We start from the raw sequence: 17466 nt of genomic DNA, 5'->3' as shown, positions 1-17466 counted from the left end.
TTAAGAAACCCTTCATGTGCGAAATGTCAATAAGATCTTAACGATCAGCAGGAGTAAATACGGTTGCAATCAGGTTCCAGTTGTGGTCAGCCTGACGCTCATAAATGAATACATAATTGAAGCTTTCCCTGAGGTCGGCTTTATAATCTACCGCAGCAATGCCATAAGAATAAGCCAGGTCACCTCCATCAGCTTTATCAACCTTAGTTGTTTTCAAGGCTATTTTGCTGATCATACTATTGAAGAAAGCCAGGGCCTTATCTTTACCGATGATCGGCTCATAACCTGGAAAAAGGATCCTTACATCCGGATTGATAAATCCGGCAAATGCCGATACGCCATATGACTTTAAGGTCGCATTCAAGGTTTTTTCCGTTGTCTCAATGATGTTTGCACCGGCAAGGCGCTGTCTGTCGTTGAGGAATTTAGGCTTATAGAAATCCTTTGGTTCGATGAATTCATTGCTTACTTTATTCAGGGGCTTATTGTGCTCCGTTCCCAGATCCAATACCAGTTCCCATTTGCCATTTGGAGCCGCTTTCCATACGGAAAAATATTGTCCATAAGCGGTTTCTTTTCCTTTATAAGTGAAAGGACCGGTAGTAAAGCCCCAGTCACCACTCCTGGATACCCGGGCGTAAGCCGGAGTCCAACTCAGGTCTTTAGTGTCACCTTGTGTCGCATAATAGGTTTTTGCATTTACAGGATTTGGCCTGAAGACCAGACCATTATCTGCAGCATACTCATTGAATGCTACCTTGGCACCATTTTTTGAGAGGTTTTCCGCAAATTCCTTTTCAGCTTTCAACAGGGATTTGGTGCTTCCATCAGATTTTTGCGCATAAGCGCCAATCGTAATAGATGCAGCAACGATTGTACAAAGAAATTTATTCATAGTATTTGATATAGTTACAGCGAATATAAGAGATGCTGTGTTTTTTGGGTTAAAAAGTAATTAACAATTGCACAATATCAGATCTTGTTCCAGCTGGTGCCCTCTTTACTGTCCTTGAGCTGTATGCCCATATCCTGGAGGCCCAGGCGGATTTTGTCTGAAGTTGCATAATCTTTATTTTCCTTGGCAGATTTACGGATATCAATGACGAGATCCAGCACCGAGTTCAGTTCTGTGTTGGAAGTGTCTTCATCTTTCAGACCGAAAATCTCAAATACAAAATCATTCATCACCTTCTTCAACTTTTTCAGTTCAGTTGCAGAAATTGCACCCTTGCCATCGTATACAGTATTGATGATCCTTACCAGTTCAAACAGCTCTGCGATGACCACCGGACTGTTGAAATCATCGTTCATTGCATTGCCACAGTTTTCTGCGATAGGCGCGATCTCAAAATCACTCTGTTCAGAAACCTTTAATTTGTCCAGAAGTGCGACCGCATTCATCAGCCTTCTGAAACCTTTCTCAGAGGCATCCAGGGCTTCATTGGAAAAATCAAGCGTACTCCTGTAATGCGCCTGCAGCATAAAGAACTTCACCGTCATCGGACTAAAACCCTTAACCAGTAAAGGATGATTACCTGTAAAAAGCTCGCCGGGCAAAAACCCGTTTCCTGCCGTTTTAGACATCCTTGAACCATTTACAGTCAGCATATTGGTATGCATCCAATACTTGGCCGGTTGTTTATGGCTGCAGGCTTCCGATTGTGCAATCTCATTGGTATGGTGTGTAGCGGCAAGGTCCATCCCGCCACCGTGGATATCAAATTCATCACCCAGGTATTTGGCACTCATTGCGGAGCACTCAATATGCCAGCCCGGGAAACCCACACCCCATGGAGATGGCCAGCGCATCAGCGTTTCCGGTTTTGCTTTGATCCAGAGGGCAAAATCCAGTCGGCCACGTTTTTCATCCTGCCCGCCCAGTTCCCTGGTATTGGCCAGCATGTCTTCCAAATTCCTGTTGGTCAGGATGGTATAATTATATTGTTTGCTGTATTTTTCTACGTCAAAGTAAACCGTGCCATTGGCTTCATAAGCGTAACCATTGCTCAGGATTTCCTTGATCATTTCTATCTGTTCGAGGATGTGCCCTGTAGCCGTAGGTTCTATACTTGGTGGTATGGTATTGAACATCCTCAGCACGTCATGAAAACCCAGAGTGTATTTCTGTACGATCTCCATCGGCTCCAGCTGCTCCAGCTTGGCGCGCTTTGCAAACTTATCATCTCCCTCATCCCTATCGCCTTCCAAGTGTCCGGCGTCGGTTATATTGCGCACATAGCGCACCTTATAACCACTGTATTTGAGGTAACGGAAAATCAGATCAAAGGAGATGAAGGTACGACAATTACCCAGGTGAACATCACTGTAAACGGTAGGACCGCAAACATACATGCCCACATTAGGAGCGTTGAGCGGTTCGAATGGTTCTTTTTTACGCGTAAGGGTATTGTAAAGCTGTAAGCCTGTATTCATGTTGTAAAGGTAAAAAATTTAGGGATTTAAAGACAAATCACTGCGAACAGGAAAATGATCTGACAATTGAGCTTCTATGATGCGATAGTTGTGTACCTTAATGTCCTTTGTTGTGGCGATATAATCGATCTGAAAATTCGGGAACTTGCCATTATAGGTGCGCCCCAAACCGCTGCCATGGGCTTTGAAGGTGCTGTTCATCGATTTTGTCATTTGCGTCACCGCATAAGAAGCGGGCGTGTCATTGAAATCTCCGGCTACCAAAAATGGGATCTCACAGGTCGACATGTGTGCCTTCATGATGTCTACCTGTGCGCTGCGCTTCAGGAAGGCGCTTTTGAGCATACTGGCAATTCGCTTTGCAGGTACCAGTTCAGCATCCATCTTTTTTGTCACCTTATCCAGATAGTTGTAATCCTGTTTCTCAAACGAGATCGATTGCAGGTGTACGTTGTAAACCCTGAGCTTTTGTCCCCTTATTTTGAGGTCGACATAGATACTGCCGTTGCCGACAAAATTTTCGCCAAACGCGATTACACCTTTATTAACAATCGGATACTTCGAGAAAATGGCCAGACCTGTCGCTTCATAATTGTTGTCAGATGAAGGCACAAAGTAAAAATGCCGGGTGTCCAAAATGCGCTTCAAACTATCAGTGATGTCATATGGACCTTTCCTACGCGTAAAGTATTCCTGAAAGCATATGACATCTGGATTTTCTTTTTGAATGAGATCCAGCATCTGCTCCTTTACAGAATCAACGATATCAGTACCATAGGGCTTGAAGCTGTGCACATTGTAAGTCATCATCCGGATGTCCTCAGCACGCGCTTTAGGCCCAATGCCCTCATTTCCAAAAATACCAAATGTTGCGCTAAGCGCCGACCAGCCCAGAAGGATCAGTATCAGTGTAGAGCAGGCAAAAGACCAACGGCCACGGATGCACCACCAGATGATCATTAGCACATTTAAGCCTAGCATAAAGGGATAAGCCAGGCCAAAAAAGGGAATGTATTTATAATCTCTGGGGTCAAAACGTCCAGCCAAAAAACCGAGCACCAATGCTATTGCGAGCAAAACAGCAATCAGGCGCATCAATTTATCCAGGAATGTTGGCTTTGATCTCTTCATGCTAATGTTTGCTGGCCTTAAATAGGGTTTCTTTTTCCTCCCTGCTCAGTTTATCGTAGCCAGTTTTAGAAATTTTATCCAGTATGGCATCTATTTCCTGCTGATCTACCCGATCTACATTTTTTCTTGGCGCAGTAGTTTTGCCTGAAGTATTGTTTTTTACTACCCTCAGTTTGGGCTTCTTTTTGAAGATATTGCTCCAGTCGGTACCTCCTCTCAGCATTTTGATATAGGCAAAACCCAGGATCGCACCACCCAGGTGCGCGAAACTCCCGCCGGCAGCAGGAGAAGCAGTACCAATGAGGTCTAATACCACATAAGCAATGGCCAGATACTTCAATTTTACATCTCCAAGAAGCAACAAACGCAAACTATAATCAGGAACCAATGTTGCTGTTGCGACCACAATGGCCATCACCGCAGCAGAAGAACCGATCACAGTGGCGGTGCCGCTCGCAGTAACAGCAGCAAAGACAGGGAATACATTGTAGGCCAATAAATACAACAGTGCCCCGGCAAAACCTCCGCACAGGTATACGAAATGAAATTGACGTGGTTTCAGGAAATCCAGAAAAATCCGGCCCATCCAAAACAGCCAAAGCATATTGAACAGCAAATGAAAGAAACCCTCATGGAAGAATTGGTAGGTCAATATCGTATAAAAACGATACGGCAATTGTTGCAAAGAAGCAGGGAAGCCCATGTATTCCCTGATCAGTCCATCATAAGCACTTCCCCCGTTGCCTGAAAGAAAAAATGGCACATTGATCAATGCGAATACCACAAAGATGATCGTATTGATCCCTATATAAAGATAAGATGGATCACCTGATTGAAACACCTTATGCTTTAAATCTTTAAAAGTGTTGTTACTCATAATACTTATAGAATCTATCGTTATTTTTATCTTTCCAAAATTTCACCAGTATAAAGCCGATCAAGGCACCACCAAGGTGTGCAAAATGGGCTACAGAATCACCGGGTACTCTCGCTACACCCGAACTCAGCTCCAATATCACGTAACCAATCACGAAATACTTCGCTTTAATTGGTACAGGAAAGAAGAGCATCATTAACTCAATGTTAGGATACAACATACCAAAAGCAACAAGAACGCCAAATACAGCTCCAGATGCTCCCATCATAGTGCCTCCATAAATGCCCAACAGCGTATCGTGATCGACCTGACTCAGATTAGGGATGTTAATATCGCCCTGGATGTATTGGTCTGTCCTCAGCAGATTATTCACAGGGTTATTTATTGCTGATCCGGTAATGTGATAAACCTCATAGGCCTGAACGCCCATTTGTAAAACTACAGCACCTAGCGCTGTAATCAGGTAATAATTCAAAAATCGCTTTGCACCCCACCTTTTCTCCAGCATGCCGCCAAACATGAACAATGCAAACATATTCGAAAACAGGTGCATAAAATTAACATGCATAAACATATAAGTCAGCAGCTGCCACACCTTAAATAGAGAAGAATCGAAATAATAGACTCCTAAAATATCCCGAAGGTCAGCAATCCCCGTATTTTTAAATACGATCGTCGCCACGAAAAAAAGCACATTGATGATCAATAAGTTCTTTACTACCGGCGGTATATTGAGGTTATTCATTCGTCTTATTTATCAAATTTCTTATCCAGTTCTGTGAGCCCTATGGTTTGGATCACGGGTTTCCCGCTGATGCTGAAATTAGGTGTCTTACAGGCAAAAAGTTGTTCAATCAGGGTATTCATCTCTGTTTGGCTCAGCACAGTTCCGTTCTTGATCGCACTGTTGCGCGCCATGCTTCTGGCCAGCGCATCTCTTTTATCAAGTTTCAACTCCTGCTGCGAATTCTTAAAGCCTTCGATCAGGTGTTCAAACAATTGTGTTTCATTGATATTGCTGCTGCCCAGATCCACAGGGATTCCTTCTATTACCAGGGTATTTTTACCGAATTCCCGTACCTCAAAACCCAAACTTTTGATATCCTCAAGCAAACTTCTGGCCAGTTCATAGTCATTCGGGCTCAAAGTAACGGTCTGCGGGAATAAACTCTGCTGGGATGCCCCTTTCCTATCCTCCAAATGCAAACTAAAACGCTCGTACAGGATCCGTTCATGCGCAGCCTGCTGGTCGATGAGCATTAGCCCCGATTTGATCTGCGAGATGATGTACCTGTTGTGCAGCTGCATCAATTGCTTTTGCACCGGAGCAAAAACGTCGTCATTCTGCGTAGCAGGCAAATCGAGGCTCGACTGCGCTGCCGGCTGATGTTCCGCAATCTCATAAAGCGAGCCCCAGTTCTTGGTACTGGCCGACATGCCCCCGCCACCACCATAATTTTTGGTAAAAGAGGCATAAGCAGCATCCCTTGTAGATACTGGCTTATCACCTGCGAAAGGGTTGAAGTCAGGATTGAAACTGATGCTTGGCGGCACAATCTCTTCCGGCTGCATTGGTGTGATCATACTGCTGAAACCCGTCTCCTGATCGAAATCGATCGTCGGGCTGATATTGAACCTACCCAGGGAACGCTTAACGGCCGAATGCAGTATCGCATAGATGGACTTCTCATCCAGGTATTTGATCTCCGTCTTAGTGGGATGTACGTTTACATCGATCTTAGCCGGATCTATGTCTATAAAAAGCACATACAATGGAAAGTTTTCCTCCGCCAGCAGTTCTTCATAAGCCCGGTTTACCGCATGATTGAGGTAAGGGTCTTTGATGTACCTGTTGTTCACAAAAAAGAACTGCTCACCCCGGGTCTTCTTGGCAAACTGTGGTTTGCCGATGAAACCTTTCAGGTTGATGATGCTGGTCTCTTCCTCTACAGGGATCAGGCGTTCATTGTAGTTGTTGCCAAAGAGGTGCACGATCCGTTGTTTCAATACGGAAGCCGGAAGCCTGTAGATCTCTGCCCCATCATGGTGCAGGGTAAAAGACACCGAAGGGTTGGCCATCGCCACGCGTTGAAATTCATCGATGATGTGCCGCATCTCGGCAGGGTTGCTCTTCAAGAAATTCCTGCGCGCAGGTGTATTGTAAAAAAGGTTTTTGATGCAGATGCTGGTTCCTTCGGGTGTAGCCACCGGCTCCTGAAGGATCACTTCCGAACCCTCTATTTCTATCCTGGTCCCCAGTTCATCCTCATGACGGCGACTCCGCATCTCTACCTGTGCAATCGCTGCGATCGAGGCCATGGCCTCACCGCGGAATCCCATGGTACGAATGGCAAAAAGGTCCTCGGCCTTGCGCACTTTAGAGGTCGCATGACGTTCAAAACACATGCGTGCGTCGGTTACGCTCATGCCGCAACCATTGTCGATCACCTGGATCAGTGCCTTTCCGGCATCCTTGATGATCAGTTGTATTTTATTAGCCCCTGCATCTATAGCGTTTTCCAAAAGTTCTTTTACTGCCGATGCCGGACGTTGCACGACCTCTCCTGCGGCGATCTGGTTCGCTATGCTATCGGGTAAAAGTTGTATGATATCTGACATTTATGTTCCTCGGTAAAGGTTGCTAATTTAGGCAAAATAAGCCTCAATCCGAACGATGTTTCCTATCTTTAACAAAAGCTTCAACCAAAATCCCTAATTTTACGTTGTACTAACAAGACCTACAGAGATCGAGATTTATATGAGAAAAAATAACCTTGCTGGTATCATCACCATCAGTTTCTTTGCCCTTTTCACTTTTACCGCCTGCGCACAAAGTCATCAGCAAAACCAACAACTGCTCAGCCTGAGCAATTCCATCGCCGGAAATGCAGTACTGCTTAACAACCACGACACCATTGTGCCTTTGATGAAGCTCGAAAAAAGGAATATCGCGGCTGTCAGCCTGGGATTTGACCAGCAGCAGGTGTTCGACAGTCTGCTCAACAAATACACGAAGATCACTTCCTTTTCTGCCGCAAACTATGCCTCCGCAACTACCCTGAACGACCTGGAAGATGACCTGAAATATTTCAATACGATCATCATCACACTGCCTTCAGCTGCTGCATCTGAGGCCAGGAATACCAATTTCATCCTCAGCCTTTCCCGCAGCAAACAAGTGATCCTCGCTGTTTTTGGGGAAGCCAAAGGGCTGAGCGCGCTGGATGCACTGAAGGCACCGATCATCTGGAGCAGCGACAGTACTCCCCTGGCAGTAGCGGTCATCCCCCAGGCCATCTTTGGCGGGATTGGACTCAGCAAAAAACTGAATACTGCCATTTCAGCTAAGTATACCACTGGTTCTGGTTTCAGCACCAGCGCCATCCGGCTCAAATATACCCTCCCGGAAGATGCCGGTGTCAATGCTGATGAGCTGCTTGCGATCGACAAAATTGCCATGGAAGCCATCAACGCAAAAGCCACACCCGGAGCTGTGGTACTGGTGGCCAAAGATGGCAAAGTGATCTTCAACAAAGCCTATGGCAACCATACTTATGGCGGCCTCCCTGAAAAAGTAAGCGATATTTTTGACCTGGCCTCCCTCACTAAAACTACGGCGACTACGCCTACGGTCATGCGACTGGTGGAAGAGCAGAAGCTCAATCTCGACACCAATATCGGCGCATACATTCCCAAAGCACGTACCAGCCCCATGAATGCGATCAGCGTGCGGGAGGTGATGCTGCACCAGGCCGGATTCATTCCTTACATTCCCTTTCACAATGCTGTAACCAGCAGCGACTATAGCCGCGATTCAAGCGCGGCCTACCCAACTAAGGTGGCCGACAACTATTACATCCGCAGGAATTACTTCAAGGATGTCATGTGGCCAAAAATGCTGAACTCTCCCATCAAGACCCGCGGTCAGTACGTGTACAGCGACATCAGCATGTACGTGATGAAAGACATCGTTGAACGCATCAGCGGGCTTCCCCTGGATCAGTACGTCTGGGACAATTTCTACAAACCCCTGGGCATGCAGACTGCCGGATTTCTACCCAGGAACCGGTTCAGCAAAGAGCAGATCGTACCTACGGAGCAGGATACTTATTTCCGGAAAACCTTATTGGAAGGCTATGTACACGACCAGGGAGCAGCACTTGCGGGAGGCATATCCGGTCATGCCGGACTCTTTGCCAGCGCCAACGATGTTGCCATCATTTACCAGATGCTGCTCAATAAAGGCAGCTATGGCGGAACGCAGTACTTTAGCCCGGCAACTGTAGAGACCTTCACGACCAAGCAATCCAACGTCAGCAGAAGGGGGCTTGGCTTCGACCGCTGGGATCCGGACCTGAGCAAAAAGTATCCTTCAGAACTGGCTTCTTCACAGACCTACGGACATACCGGCTATACCGGCACCTGCGTATGGGTAGATCCCAGCCGCGGCCTGGTCTATGTGTTCCTGTCCAACCGTGTCCACCCTACGGTGACAGATAAACTGAGCAACATGAAGATCCGCGGAAGGATACAGGATGCGATCAATAAGGCGATTGATAAAGGTCTGAAATAGGCCTACATCTTTTTCAGGCCGATCTCCCTCAGTCTTTCATCCAGGTACTCACCGGCCGTCATGTCCGTGTATAATTTTGGATGTTCCGCATCTACACAGGAATCCAGGCAGGTCAGGTCCATATCCGAACGCGGGTGCAGGAAAAATGGCACAGAGAAACGTGAAGTTTTCATCAGTTCACGAGGCGGGTTCACTACCCTATGGGTGGTCGATTTCAATTTGTTGTTGGTCAGCCTTTGCAACATATCGCCTACATTCACCACAATGTCTGTATGGCCCGCTTTGATCGGCAGCCATTCATTGCTCCGGGTCAGCACTTCCAGCCCATCAGCACTGGCACCGATCAGCAAGGTAATCAGGTTAATGTCTTCATGTGCACCTGCACGTACCGCATCATCCGGCAGTGCATCCGGATCTTCGATCGGAAAATAATGGATTCCCCTCAGGATCGAATTGCCATTGTGTACATGCTGATCAAAGTAATCCACCGGTAATTCCAGGTAAGTAGCTATGGCACGGAGCAGTTGCTTGCCGTTTGCTTCCAGGCGCTGGTAAATCTCCCGCGTCACCTCATTGAATTCCGGGATCTCCTTCAAAAACTCATTGTCGGGATATTGGCTTTTGATCGGATCTGCATCCATCACTTCCTGACCGATCTGCCAGAATTCCTTAAGATCAGCTGTCTTTGCACCTTTGGCCGTTTCCTTTCCCGGACTGGTATATCCACGCTGACCGGCCAGTTCTACCCTTTCGTATTGCTGCTTTTGCTCCCTCGAAAGGCCAAACATCGCCTGTATGTTTTTGTAGAGCTTATCGATCAGTTCCTGGCTCAGGCCATGATTGGTGATCGTCACGAAACCAGAGTCATTAAAGGCCCGGCCCAGTTCGTCAGAGAACTTTTTACGTTGTTCCTCATTGCCGTTGATGTAGGAACTCAGGTCTAAACTTGGAATATATGGTGCTGACATTAGAAGTATATTTAAGGATTAATAATGAGATAAATTTAAGAAAGTATTGTTAATAAACGCTAAAACCATCTTTTTATCTTGATTAACAAGCTCAAGATAAAAAACTTAAGTTACCAACAACCAAACCGGCCAGGATTATCAGTTGAGTGTAAAATAGGCCCGGTTTCACTTGGCTTACAAACTAAATCCCGTTGTGCTGCGTAGTTTTACAAGAGCACAGAGGCTCAGCCTGCTAAAAAATCACACACATGAAAAATCTAATCTTATTATCACTGATACTGCTGTCCTTTACCGGCGCCGGCGCACAAAGCAAAAAACTGGAAAAAGCCACCTTCGGCATGGGTTGCTTCTGGTGTTCAGAAGCCCTTTTTCAACGCCTGGATGGTGTTTCTTCCGTCAGGTCTGGATATGAAGGCGGTACGGTTGCCAATCCATCCTATGATGATGTATGTACCGGAACTACGGGACATGCCGAAGTGATTGAAGTCACTTACGACCCGGCCAAAATCAAATACGAAGAACTGCTGGAAGTCTTCTGGAAAAGTCATGACCCGACTACACTCAACCGCCAGGGCGCAGATGTAGGCACACAATACCGTTCGGTAGTTTTCTACCACAATGCCGCTCAAAAACAATTGGCCGAAGCCTATAAAAAAGAGCTGAACAGCAGCAAGGCCTTTGACAAGCCAATCGTAACACAGATTGCCGCAGCCGCTCCTTTCTATGTGGCAGAAAACTATCACCAGGACTATTTCAACAGAAACGGCAGCCAGCCTTACTGCAAAATGGTCATTCTGCCCAAAATGGAAAAGCTGGAGAAAATCTTCAAAGCCAAATTAAAGCATTAGAAAACCGATTAGAGGATGTCCGAAAAGGTACGTACGTCATCCTGAATTTATTTCAGGATCTACGGACATGCTATTTAAACCATGCTCAAGCGGGGATCCTGAACTAAATTCAGGATGACGAGAAACATAGAATAGTAAATTGCACCTTTTCGGACACCCTCTTCTAATCGTCCAGCGCCTTCAGGAAGGCAATGATCTGCTGCATTTCCTTTTTGCTCAAATTCAGGGGCTCCGCCGACAGGGTCTGGTTTTCCAGGCTCATGCCGATACCTGCCCCACCGCCGCGGTTGTAAAAATCCAACACCTCTTCCAGACTTTTGTACACGCCATTGTGCATATAGGGCGCCGTCCTGGCCACGTTGCGCAAGGTAGTGGTCTTAAACGCGTAGCGGTATTGCGGATAGGGGCTCAGGCTATACCGGCCCTGATCTTTGTCGATCACTGCCTTTGCTGTATCGGGCCTTCCGGGTACACCCAGCACCTCGGCCTCACTCTTGGCAAACATCGGCGACTGTGTACCGTTAAATAAGGGGGCGAAATGGCAACTGCCGCATTTGGCCTTGCCCATAAACAGGTTAAAACCCCGCTTTTCTTCTTCATTGAGCTGCTGCTGATCTCCCCGCATGTACTGGTCTACCCGAGAAGAGAAAGGTGCCAATGAACGGATGTAAGTGGCCAGCGCATGTTGTATCTTCCAGGGATCTGCCTTCGCAGCTGCAGTACCATATGCTTTGCGGAAAGCGGCAGTCCACACCGAATCCCGATTGATCCTGGACGCTGCATCTTTCAGCGAGCCATCCATTTCCTGTTTATGGTGCACCACATCCAGGGCCTGGTCTTCCAGAGAGCCCGCTTTCAGGTCATAGAAAAAGCCGCGCTGAAATCCTGCATACAGCAGTGTAGGTGTATTTCTCAGCAGGGCGATAGACTTGCTTTTGTCCCGCTCATCCATTCCGCTTGCGGTACGCAGCCCATCTGTGAAAGCCCTGCTTTCATGGTGACAACTTGCACAGCTCCTGTTGCCCGCATTAGACAATACCTTGCTGTTGAACAGCAATTTACCAAGCGCAATTTTCTCTTCCGTCGGGTATTCGGTATGGTTACCTACGAAACGCTTCACATCCAGGGCATCTTTCTGAAATAAACCAATTGCGTCGTCCGACATCGCCGAACTTCCCGACACCGGGGAAATCTGAAGTTTGCGCCTCAGCTGGTCTATATCCGCACTGATCAGCTGCAGGTGCTTCGTGATGAAGTCCAGGCGATTGAGCGCATTGAAATCAGGGGCCTGATGCAGTACCGATATGGCGATATCGATCCGGGCCGACAAACCTTCCTCTGCGCCGTACAACGACAATACGCCCTTAATGCCATTTAAAGCTGCGGCGGCCTCTGGCAGCGACTGCAATGCCGTGGGTGTATCAAATCCGGTAATCCCCAGGCTCGTGATCCTGAACACCTCCAGCCTCATGGCATCAAAGATCTGTTCATCCGTGATTTCATATTGCGCATTGTACCGGGCCACACGTGCCAGGTTCAGCTTCATTTTATTGATTTCATTGGCCAGGAGCTGCCGGTTTTCCGCATTGGGTGCTTCATAGATCAACTCCTCCATCACCTGGAAACCGGTAGGCTGCTCCACGAGATTTTCGCCGAGCTCTATCTCATCGATGGGTGCGCCGTTGATCAACACCGCGGTGGTCGGGAAGAAATATTCCATGTAATACTCCACTTGCTTGTATTGACTCCGGGCATGCAAAAAACTCTTTTTTAGCGCGGCCTCGTTTTTTGCAGCCAGTGCCGGGCGCAGTTCGCCCTCCACGATTTGCCGAAGTTTTGCCAGTTCGGCATCAAATGAGGCTTTCACCCTGGGGCCTGCCGGATCTGACTTCGTGCTGCAATAGATTCCAAAAAGTGTGGTACTGGTGATCAGGAGAAAAAAAATGCTGATCTGCTTAATGCCGTTCATATGGTATTGTATAATCAAAGATCCCTCCACGGCAATCTGCCGGGAGGGATGGATTTAGAGGGGGAAAGGTTATTTATCTTGCGATGCCGCGTACGATCACCACTTGTCCGCCTTCACTGTTGTTGGTCAGACGGGCAGATCCACCGTCGGCATTCCTATATTTGGCATCTTGCCAGGTATGCGGGTGCAGGTTGATCACAAAACTGTCGGGGATACCTGTCAGCGACGAAACGTCGTACATGGCACCATATTCCCAGCTGCTCAGCAGTGCACTGTTTACAGAATTGTATTTCGCGTTGAAGGTCGCATCTGTTCTTCTATGGTTCATCTGCAGCATCGGTTTCAGGGATTTCGCAGCCATTGAGAATTGCCAGATGGTACCGTCGTGGTCGTTATTTAAGTAAAATGAATCGCCATCTTCCTGGATGTACACATAGTTCTCCGTTACGCAGAGGTTATCTGGGTTTACGATGCTTTTTCCAGGACTGTCATGGCCATCTACAGCCACTTCCAGCTTTCCTTTCAGCGGGTCATTGGCATCCAGTACCAATTTATACACGCGGCCCCACATGGTCTTGCCACTCACCGGGGTAAGTTTATCGGCCTGACTTACGCCAGTCGCCGTGAAGTAAAGCTCGCGGCCGTTCGCAGCGCTGCCTTTTCTATAATCGATGTCCTCTACCCTCGCCAGCATCAGTGCTTTTTTATCAACAGTCTGTTGCTGCAACTGTGCACCGGTAGAAGTTTTAGGATTGGTCAATTCTACAAACTCCACGTCGTAAGCCTGACCTTTACTCATATTGGTCTCTACAGGGTCGTTGTTCGTACGTTTCATGACATACAGTTTACCGCTGTTCAGGTCGCCCTGGGTATTAGACACATACATGGCCAATTGTCCGTCACTTTCATCTTCACCGATCATGATCACTGTTTTGCCAGGATAAGCGCCTTTCGGCAATGGCACCGCATTTTCAGCACTCCATCTGCCCAGTGCACTTAAGGTACGCTGCTGGTTCTTTTTATCTGCCGGGGCAATAGGATCAATCGCATGGATCATCGACTCCGCACCGCTCTCTCCAGCCGTCAGGAATACATTCTGGGCAAAGCCGTGTTCCTCTGGTGTAGCCATAGTGGCCGAACAAAGGCGGGTCATTCCACCATCGGAATCCACGATGTATTCCCCTTTTACCGGTTTAAAATTTTTGTCCAGGTACACCCTGGATACCGACTGCAGGATTTCATGGTTATTGATCATGATAAAGCCATCACCGGAAGGGTTTTTAAGGATACCTGCTCCATCTGGCTGAGCGCCGAAGATAAAATTAGGCGATTCCGGAAGCACGTCATCACTGCTGATCAGTGTAGTGATCTTCAGGTTCTCAAACCCGGTCATCGTTTTCACTAAGGAAGGGTTTACAGAGTAATCTTTTAAGTCAATCGCCACAGGTTCCTCTGTGCCTCCGGTAGTCCTGTCTTTACGGCAAGCAGAGATCGCCACTGCCGAAGCAACAAAAGCTGCAACAGCCAGGGTAAGAGATTTCGTTTTCAGTAGATTTTTTTTCATCGTTTGTATTCGTTTCTGATGCAAACTTAAAGCGACAATGTTGCGAAGAATTTAAGCCCATGTTAAATGACACCCCCTTCCTTAATTTAGAATTCTTCTATGCGGTCAACAAGATCATTATGATTGGTTTAAGTCTTCAGGCTTAAACTATACTTAGAAAACTTAAACCCTGCAAGAAGAATTAAACCCCTGAAATCAACCAACAACAAATCCCACCGAACCAATATTTTTCTTCGCATCACAAAATCCTGTATAATTTTTCAAAATATTGTTTTTCAGTTACTTATGAAAAATAATTTTACCTTTTAGCTTGGCATTTTGCGAAAGCCAGACTATATTCGCAACAGAAAAACATGATCATTTACCTTACATATATCGCCCATCTTCCAGTGCCCGCAGGCGGCTGGGTCCCTGCATACGAAAGGCTGCAGGAACCTAAAGCGCTGTACAATAAAAACCCCAAAAAAAACAGAGCTATCAAAAAGATGACCTGCTGTATAAAGGGATCCTCGAAGATCTTTTCGAAGATTTTCTCCGTTTTATGATCCCCGATGCGGAAAGCCATTTTGATTTTAGCCGGGGATTTGATTTCCTGAACCAGGAACTGGAACAACTCTTCCCCCCGCAGGACGATGTGTACAAACCCAGGATCATTGACAAACTGGTCAGGGTGTACACAAAGGAAGGCACTGAAGAATGGGTGTTGATCCACCTGGAAATACAGGGCAGGTATATGGAAGATTTTAGTCGCCGCATGTACACTTACCACTCCAGGATTTTTGATAGGCATGAAAAACCCATTGCTGCTTTCGCCATACTCACAGAGCCTGTCAAAAAATCACGCAGCAATACATTTCAAATGTCTTATATGGGTACCAGCCTGGTCTATACTTATAACGTATTAAAAATCTCGCAACAGGATGAAGAACAGTTGGCAGCCAGCGAAAATCCTTTTGCCGTAGTACTATTGATCGCTAAAGCCGCATTGAAAGGCAGGCAATTGAGTTCAGGCAACAAAGATGCCTTCCTGCTGGAAGTGAAACTGAAATTGGCCCGGCAGCTCCTCAGCAAAAAAATGCCCAAAGAAAAAATCGATGCGCTCTTGAACTTTTTGACTTACCACATCCGGTTTGGAGATCAGGAAAACAGCAAACTATTTGAACAGGAACTTAATAAAATAACAAGAAGAAACACCACTATGGGAATCAGAGAATTATTACTCGACCGCGCAAAGCACGAAGGAAAACTAGAAGGAAAACTAGAAGGAAAACTGGAAGGACAATTGGAAGGAAGGCTAGAAGGACAATTGGAAGGGAAACTGCTAGGAAAGCAAGAATATCAATTGGAAATCGCAAGGGAAATGAAAAAAGATAAATTTCTAATAGAAACAATTGTAAAATTGACTAAGCTATCGGCCGCCAAAATCAGGAGGTTGTGACCGGTGAGGTACAGTATGATTAATACGTATCTTTACTCCTAGTAGGAATATTCACCTGTAATGGCAAGGATTGGACTCAGAATTGTAAGGGATTGATATACACCTGCTATTATGAGAATCCGCCCCGCCGTTCAACCGAATGAAACTGAGACCACTCAACCAATTCATGACGAGACAATGCTCATTCAGAGCCTGCGCTCAAGATGTCCTAAGAGCTTTAAAAAACTGTATAAAATGTACTCCGCAGCTCTTTTTGGGGTCATCAGCCGTATCGTAAAATCAGATGAAGTCGCCGAAGATGTATTGCAAGAGGTGTTCGTCAAGATCTGGAATTCCATAGAAAGATATGATACCAGCAAAGGCAGATTGTTTACCTGGATGATTTCCATGACCAGAAATCTGGCTATAGACTACACCAGGAGCAAAGCAAACCTGCAAACTGCCCAACGTTCGCCGATAGAAGAACTGAGCGTCGGGCAATTTGCACATTACCAGACCAGTATGAATCCAGATCTCATCGGCATTAGAACGCTGACTGCCCATTTAAAAGGAGTTGAAAAAGATGTACTTGACCTGATCTATTTTCAGGGCTACACACACATGGAAGTTGCTGAGATATTAAACATACCGCTGGGTACAGTGAAAACGAGATTGAGAAGGGCAATCCATACACTGCGTGCTTTATTCAACCCTTCAGAAATTAAGCATCTGAAATTGGCTTAACCTTAAATTGGTGCTATCGCCATAATTGTCGACGCAGCTTTCGATCCAGGAAATTTTTTATGGTTGCCCCGATTTCTATGCCATGGCTCTCCAGTGCGTAATGCCCGGTGTCGAATGAATGGTATTCAAGATTTTTAACGTCTTTTTTATATGCCTCCGCAACAGATGAGGGGAAGATGTAATCGTTCTTACCGTATACAATCAGCATTTCCGGATTGTAATCCCGGAAATATTGCTGCCATTCCGGATATTTTGGAGGGTTGGTCCTGTAATCGTAAAAAAGGTCGAGTTGTATCTGGTCATTTTCAGGTCTTTCCAGGTGCCGGAGATCCATCTCCCAATTATCCGGGCTGACGACCGAAATGTTAGGGACACCATGCGTGTACTGCCACTTTAAACCCTCCTGACTATGGAAACTGCGTAATATCTCTTCTGCCTCTTTGTTAGTCCGGTCGTGCCAGTACGCTTTGATCGGCTCCCAGAATGTATCCAGGCCTTCGTCGTATGCACAACCGTTTTGTACAATCAGGCTGTCTACTTTTTCAGGATATTTCGCAGCTATCCTATAACCTATAGGGGCACCATAGTCCATGAGGTAAATGCTATACCTTCCGATACCCAGCTTATCTAAAAGTCCTTCTATAATTGCCGCAAAATTGTCAAATGTATAGTCAAATTCTGCAATTGGGGGCTGTTCGCTTTTACCAAATCCAGGGTAATCCGGAGCAATCAGATGGTATTGATCAGACAGATCATTGATCAGGTTCCTGAACATGAAAGAGGAAGAAGGGTAGCCATGCAATAAGAGTAAGGTCGGAGCATCCCTGGGACCGGCTTCACGATAAAAGATCTTTAGTCCGGAGATCATGATAAAGTTGTATGTGGTTTGATTTTGCATGTATTTTCCAAAAGTATTTCGAATTTGCGACCTTATGCTGCCTT

14 protein-coding genes are annotated in these 17466 nt (G+C 46.3%); 4 read left to right on the top strand and 10 right to left on the bottom strand.

All coding sequences use genetic code 11. From position 1 onward, the window contains the following. Nucleotides 1–37 precede the first annotated feature (37 nt). From WAE59_RS15760 to mutL, 6 genes are all read right to left on the bottom strand, one after another. Entirely contained in the window at nucleotides 38–895 is an 858-nt protein-coding gene (locus WAE59_RS15760) for a DUF4440 domain-containing protein (RefSeq protein ID WP_337856942.1), read from the bottom strand. Between the two features lie 77 nt (nucleotides 896–972). Further along, nucleotides 973–2433 (bottom strand): cysteine--tRNA ligase, encoded by a 1461-nt coding sequence (gene cysS, locus WAE59_RS15755; protein WP_337856941.1) that lies wholly within the window; start codon nucleotides 2431–2433, stop codon nucleotides 973–975. Nucleotides 2434–2451: 18 nt separating this feature from the next. After that, nucleotides 2452–3564, bottom strand: coding sequence for an endonuclease/exonuclease/phosphatase family protein (locus tag WAE59_RS15750; RefSeq protein ID WP_337856940.1), 1113 nt, complete (start codon nucleotides 3562–3564; stop codon nucleotides 2452–2454). 1 nt (nucleotide 3565) lies between these two features. Then, a complete protein-coding gene (locus WAE59_RS15745) occupies nucleotides 3566–4441 on the bottom strand; it encodes a rhomboid family intramembrane serine protease (RefSeq protein ID WP_337856939.1) in 876 nt (291 codons plus the stop codon). Beyond that, the gene (locus WAE59_RS15740) at nucleotides 4434–5186 is read right to left on the bottom strand and encodes a rhomboid family intramembrane serine protease (RefSeq protein WP_337856938.1); all 753 of its coding nucleotides are present in this window, start codon (nucleotides 5184–5186) and stop codon (nucleotides 4434–4436) included. Before WAE59_RS15740 ends, WAE59_RS15745 begins: the two co-directional genes overlap by 8 nt. Before the next feature lie 5 nt (nucleotides 5187–5191). Next, complete coding sequence (gene mutL / locus WAE59_RS15735; protein WP_337856937.1) at nucleotides 5192–7060, bottom strand: DNA mismatch repair endonuclease MutL; 1869 nt, start codon at nucleotides 7058–7060, stop codon at nucleotides 5192–5194. A 139-nt stretch (nucleotides 7061–7199) separates the two neighbouring features. Here mutL and WAE59_RS15730 point away from each other — a divergent pair, with 139 nt between their 5' ends. After that, nucleotides 7200–9014, top strand: a complete 1815-nt coding sequence (locus tag WAE59_RS15730) for a serine hydrolase domain-containing protein (RefSeq protein WP_337856936.1) — start codon at nucleotides 7200–7202, stop codon at nucleotides 9012–9014. A gap of 2 nt (nucleotides 9015–9016) precedes the next feature. Here WAE59_RS15730 and WAE59_RS15725 read toward each other — a convergent pair whose 3' ends face one another. Next, on the bottom strand, nucleotides 9017–9982 hold the full coding sequence (locus WAE59_RS15725) for an isopenicillin N synthase family dioxygenase (RefSeq protein WP_337856935.1): 966 nt from the start codon (nucleotides 9980–9982) through the stop codon (nucleotides 9017–9019). A gap of 248 nt (nucleotides 9983–10230) precedes the next feature. Between WAE59_RS15725 and msrA the strand changes: the two genes are divergently transcribed. Further along, nucleotides 10231–10830 carry a peptide-methionine (S)-S-oxide reductase MsrA gene (gene msrA / locus WAE59_RS15720; RefSeq protein WP_337856934.1) on the top strand — a complete coding sequence of 200 codons (600 nt, stop codon included), beginning with the start codon at nucleotides 10231–10233 and terminating at the stop codon, nucleotides 10828–10830. A 163-nt stretch (nucleotides 10831–10993) separates the two neighbouring features. Here the strand turns inward: msrA and WAE59_RS15715 are convergent, their stop codons facing one another. Beyond that, on the bottom strand, nucleotides 10994–12799 hold the full coding sequence (locus WAE59_RS15715) for a cytochrome-c peroxidase (RefSeq protein ID WP_337856933.1): 1806 nt from the start codon (nucleotides 12797–12799) through the stop codon (nucleotides 10994–10996). 73 nt (nucleotides 12800–12872) lie between these two features. Beyond that, nucleotides 12873–14363: an alkaline phosphatase PhoX gene (locus tag WAE59_RS15710; protein ID WP_337856932.1), complete on the bottom strand. Its 1491-nt coding sequence runs from the start codon at nucleotides 14361–14363 to the stop codon at nucleotides 12873–12875. 541 nt (nucleotides 14364–14904) lie between these two features. Here WAE59_RS15710 and WAE59_RS15705 point away from each other — a divergent pair. After that, nucleotides 14905–15801: a hypothetical protein gene (locus WAE59_RS15705; protein ID WP_337856931.1), complete on the top strand. Its 897-nt coding sequence runs from the start codon at nucleotides 14905–14907 to the stop codon at nucleotides 15799–15801. A 111-nt stretch (nucleotides 15802–15912) separates the two neighbouring features. After that, nucleotides 15913–16524 carry an RNA polymerase sigma factor gene (locus tag WAE59_RS15700; RefSeq protein WP_337856930.1) on the top strand — a complete coding sequence of 204 codons (612 nt, stop codon included), beginning with the start codon at nucleotides 15913–15915 and terminating at the stop codon, nucleotides 16522–16524. A gap of 13 nt (nucleotides 16525–16537) precedes the next feature. Here the strand turns inward: WAE59_RS15700 and WAE59_RS15695 are convergent, their stop codons facing one another. Beyond that, on the bottom strand, nucleotides 16538–17422 hold the full coding sequence (locus WAE59_RS15695) for an alpha/beta fold hydrolase (protein WP_337856929.1): 885 nt from the start codon (nucleotides 17420–17422) through the stop codon (nucleotides 16538–16540). Nucleotides 17423–17466: the final 44 nt, after the last annotated feature.

The organism is Pedobacter sp. GR22-6 (genome assembly GCF_037402555.1).
Lineage (GTDB): Bacteria > Bacteroidota > Bacteroidia > Sphingobacteriales > Sphingobacteriaceae > Pedobacter.
This window is presented reverse-complemented; position numbering and strand designations above follow the sequence as displayed.

Excerpts from the sequence above, each read along its gene's own strand:
- WAE59_RS15760 (WP_337856942.1), bottom strand. The coding sequence starts at position 895 with ATGAATAAATTTCTTTGTACAATCGTTGCTGCATCTATTACGATTGGC.
- cysS (WP_337856941.1), bottom strand. The coding sequence starts at position 2,433 with ATGAATACAGGCTTACAGCTTTACAATACCCTTACGCGTAAAAAAGAA.
- WAE59_RS15750 (WP_337856940.1), bottom strand. The coding sequence starts at position 3,564 with ATGAAGAGATCAAAGCCAACATTCCTGGATAAATTGATGCGCCTGATT.
- WAE59_RS15745 (WP_337856939.1), bottom strand. The coding sequence starts at position 4,441 with ATGAGTAACAACACTTTTAAAGATTTAAAGCATAAGGTGTTTCAATCA.
- WAE59_RS15740 (WP_337856938.1), bottom strand. The coding sequence starts at position 5,186 with ATGAATAACCTCAATATACCGCCGGTAGTAAAGAACTTATTGATCATC.
- mutL (WP_337856937.1), bottom strand. The coding sequence starts at position 7,060 with ATGTCAGATATCATACAACTTTTACCCGATAGCATAGCGAACCAGATC.
- WAE59_RS15730 (WP_337856936.1), top strand. The coding sequence starts at position 7,200 with ATGAGAAAAAATAACCTTGCTGGTATCATCACCATCAGTTTCTTTGCC.
- WAE59_RS15725 (WP_337856935.1), bottom strand. The coding sequence starts at position 9,982 with ATGTCAGCACCATATATTCCAAGTTTAGACCTGAGTTCCTACATCAAC.
- msrA (WP_337856934.1), top strand. The coding sequence starts at position 10,231 with ATGAAAAATCTAATCTTATTATCACTGATACTGCTGTCCTTTACCGGC.
- WAE59_RS15715 (WP_337856933.1), bottom strand. The coding sequence starts at position 12,799 with ATGAACGGCATTAAGCAGATCAGCATTTTTTTTCTCCTGATCACCAGT.
- WAE59_RS15710 (WP_337856932.1), bottom strand. The coding sequence starts at position 14,363 with ATGAAAAAAAATCTACTGAAAACGAAATCTCTTACCCTGGCTGTTGCA.
- WAE59_RS15705 (WP_337856931.1), top strand. The coding sequence starts at position 14,905 with ATGATCCCCGATGCGGAAAGCCATTTTGATTTTAGCCGGGGATTTGAT.
- WAE59_RS15700 (WP_337856930.1), top strand. The coding sequence starts at position 15,913 with ATGAGAATCCGCCCCGCCGTTCAACCGAATGAAACTGAGACCACTCAA.
- WAE59_RS15695 (WP_337856929.1), bottom strand. The coding sequence starts at position 17,422 with ATGCAAAATCAAACCACATACAACTTTATCATGATCTCCGGACTAAAG.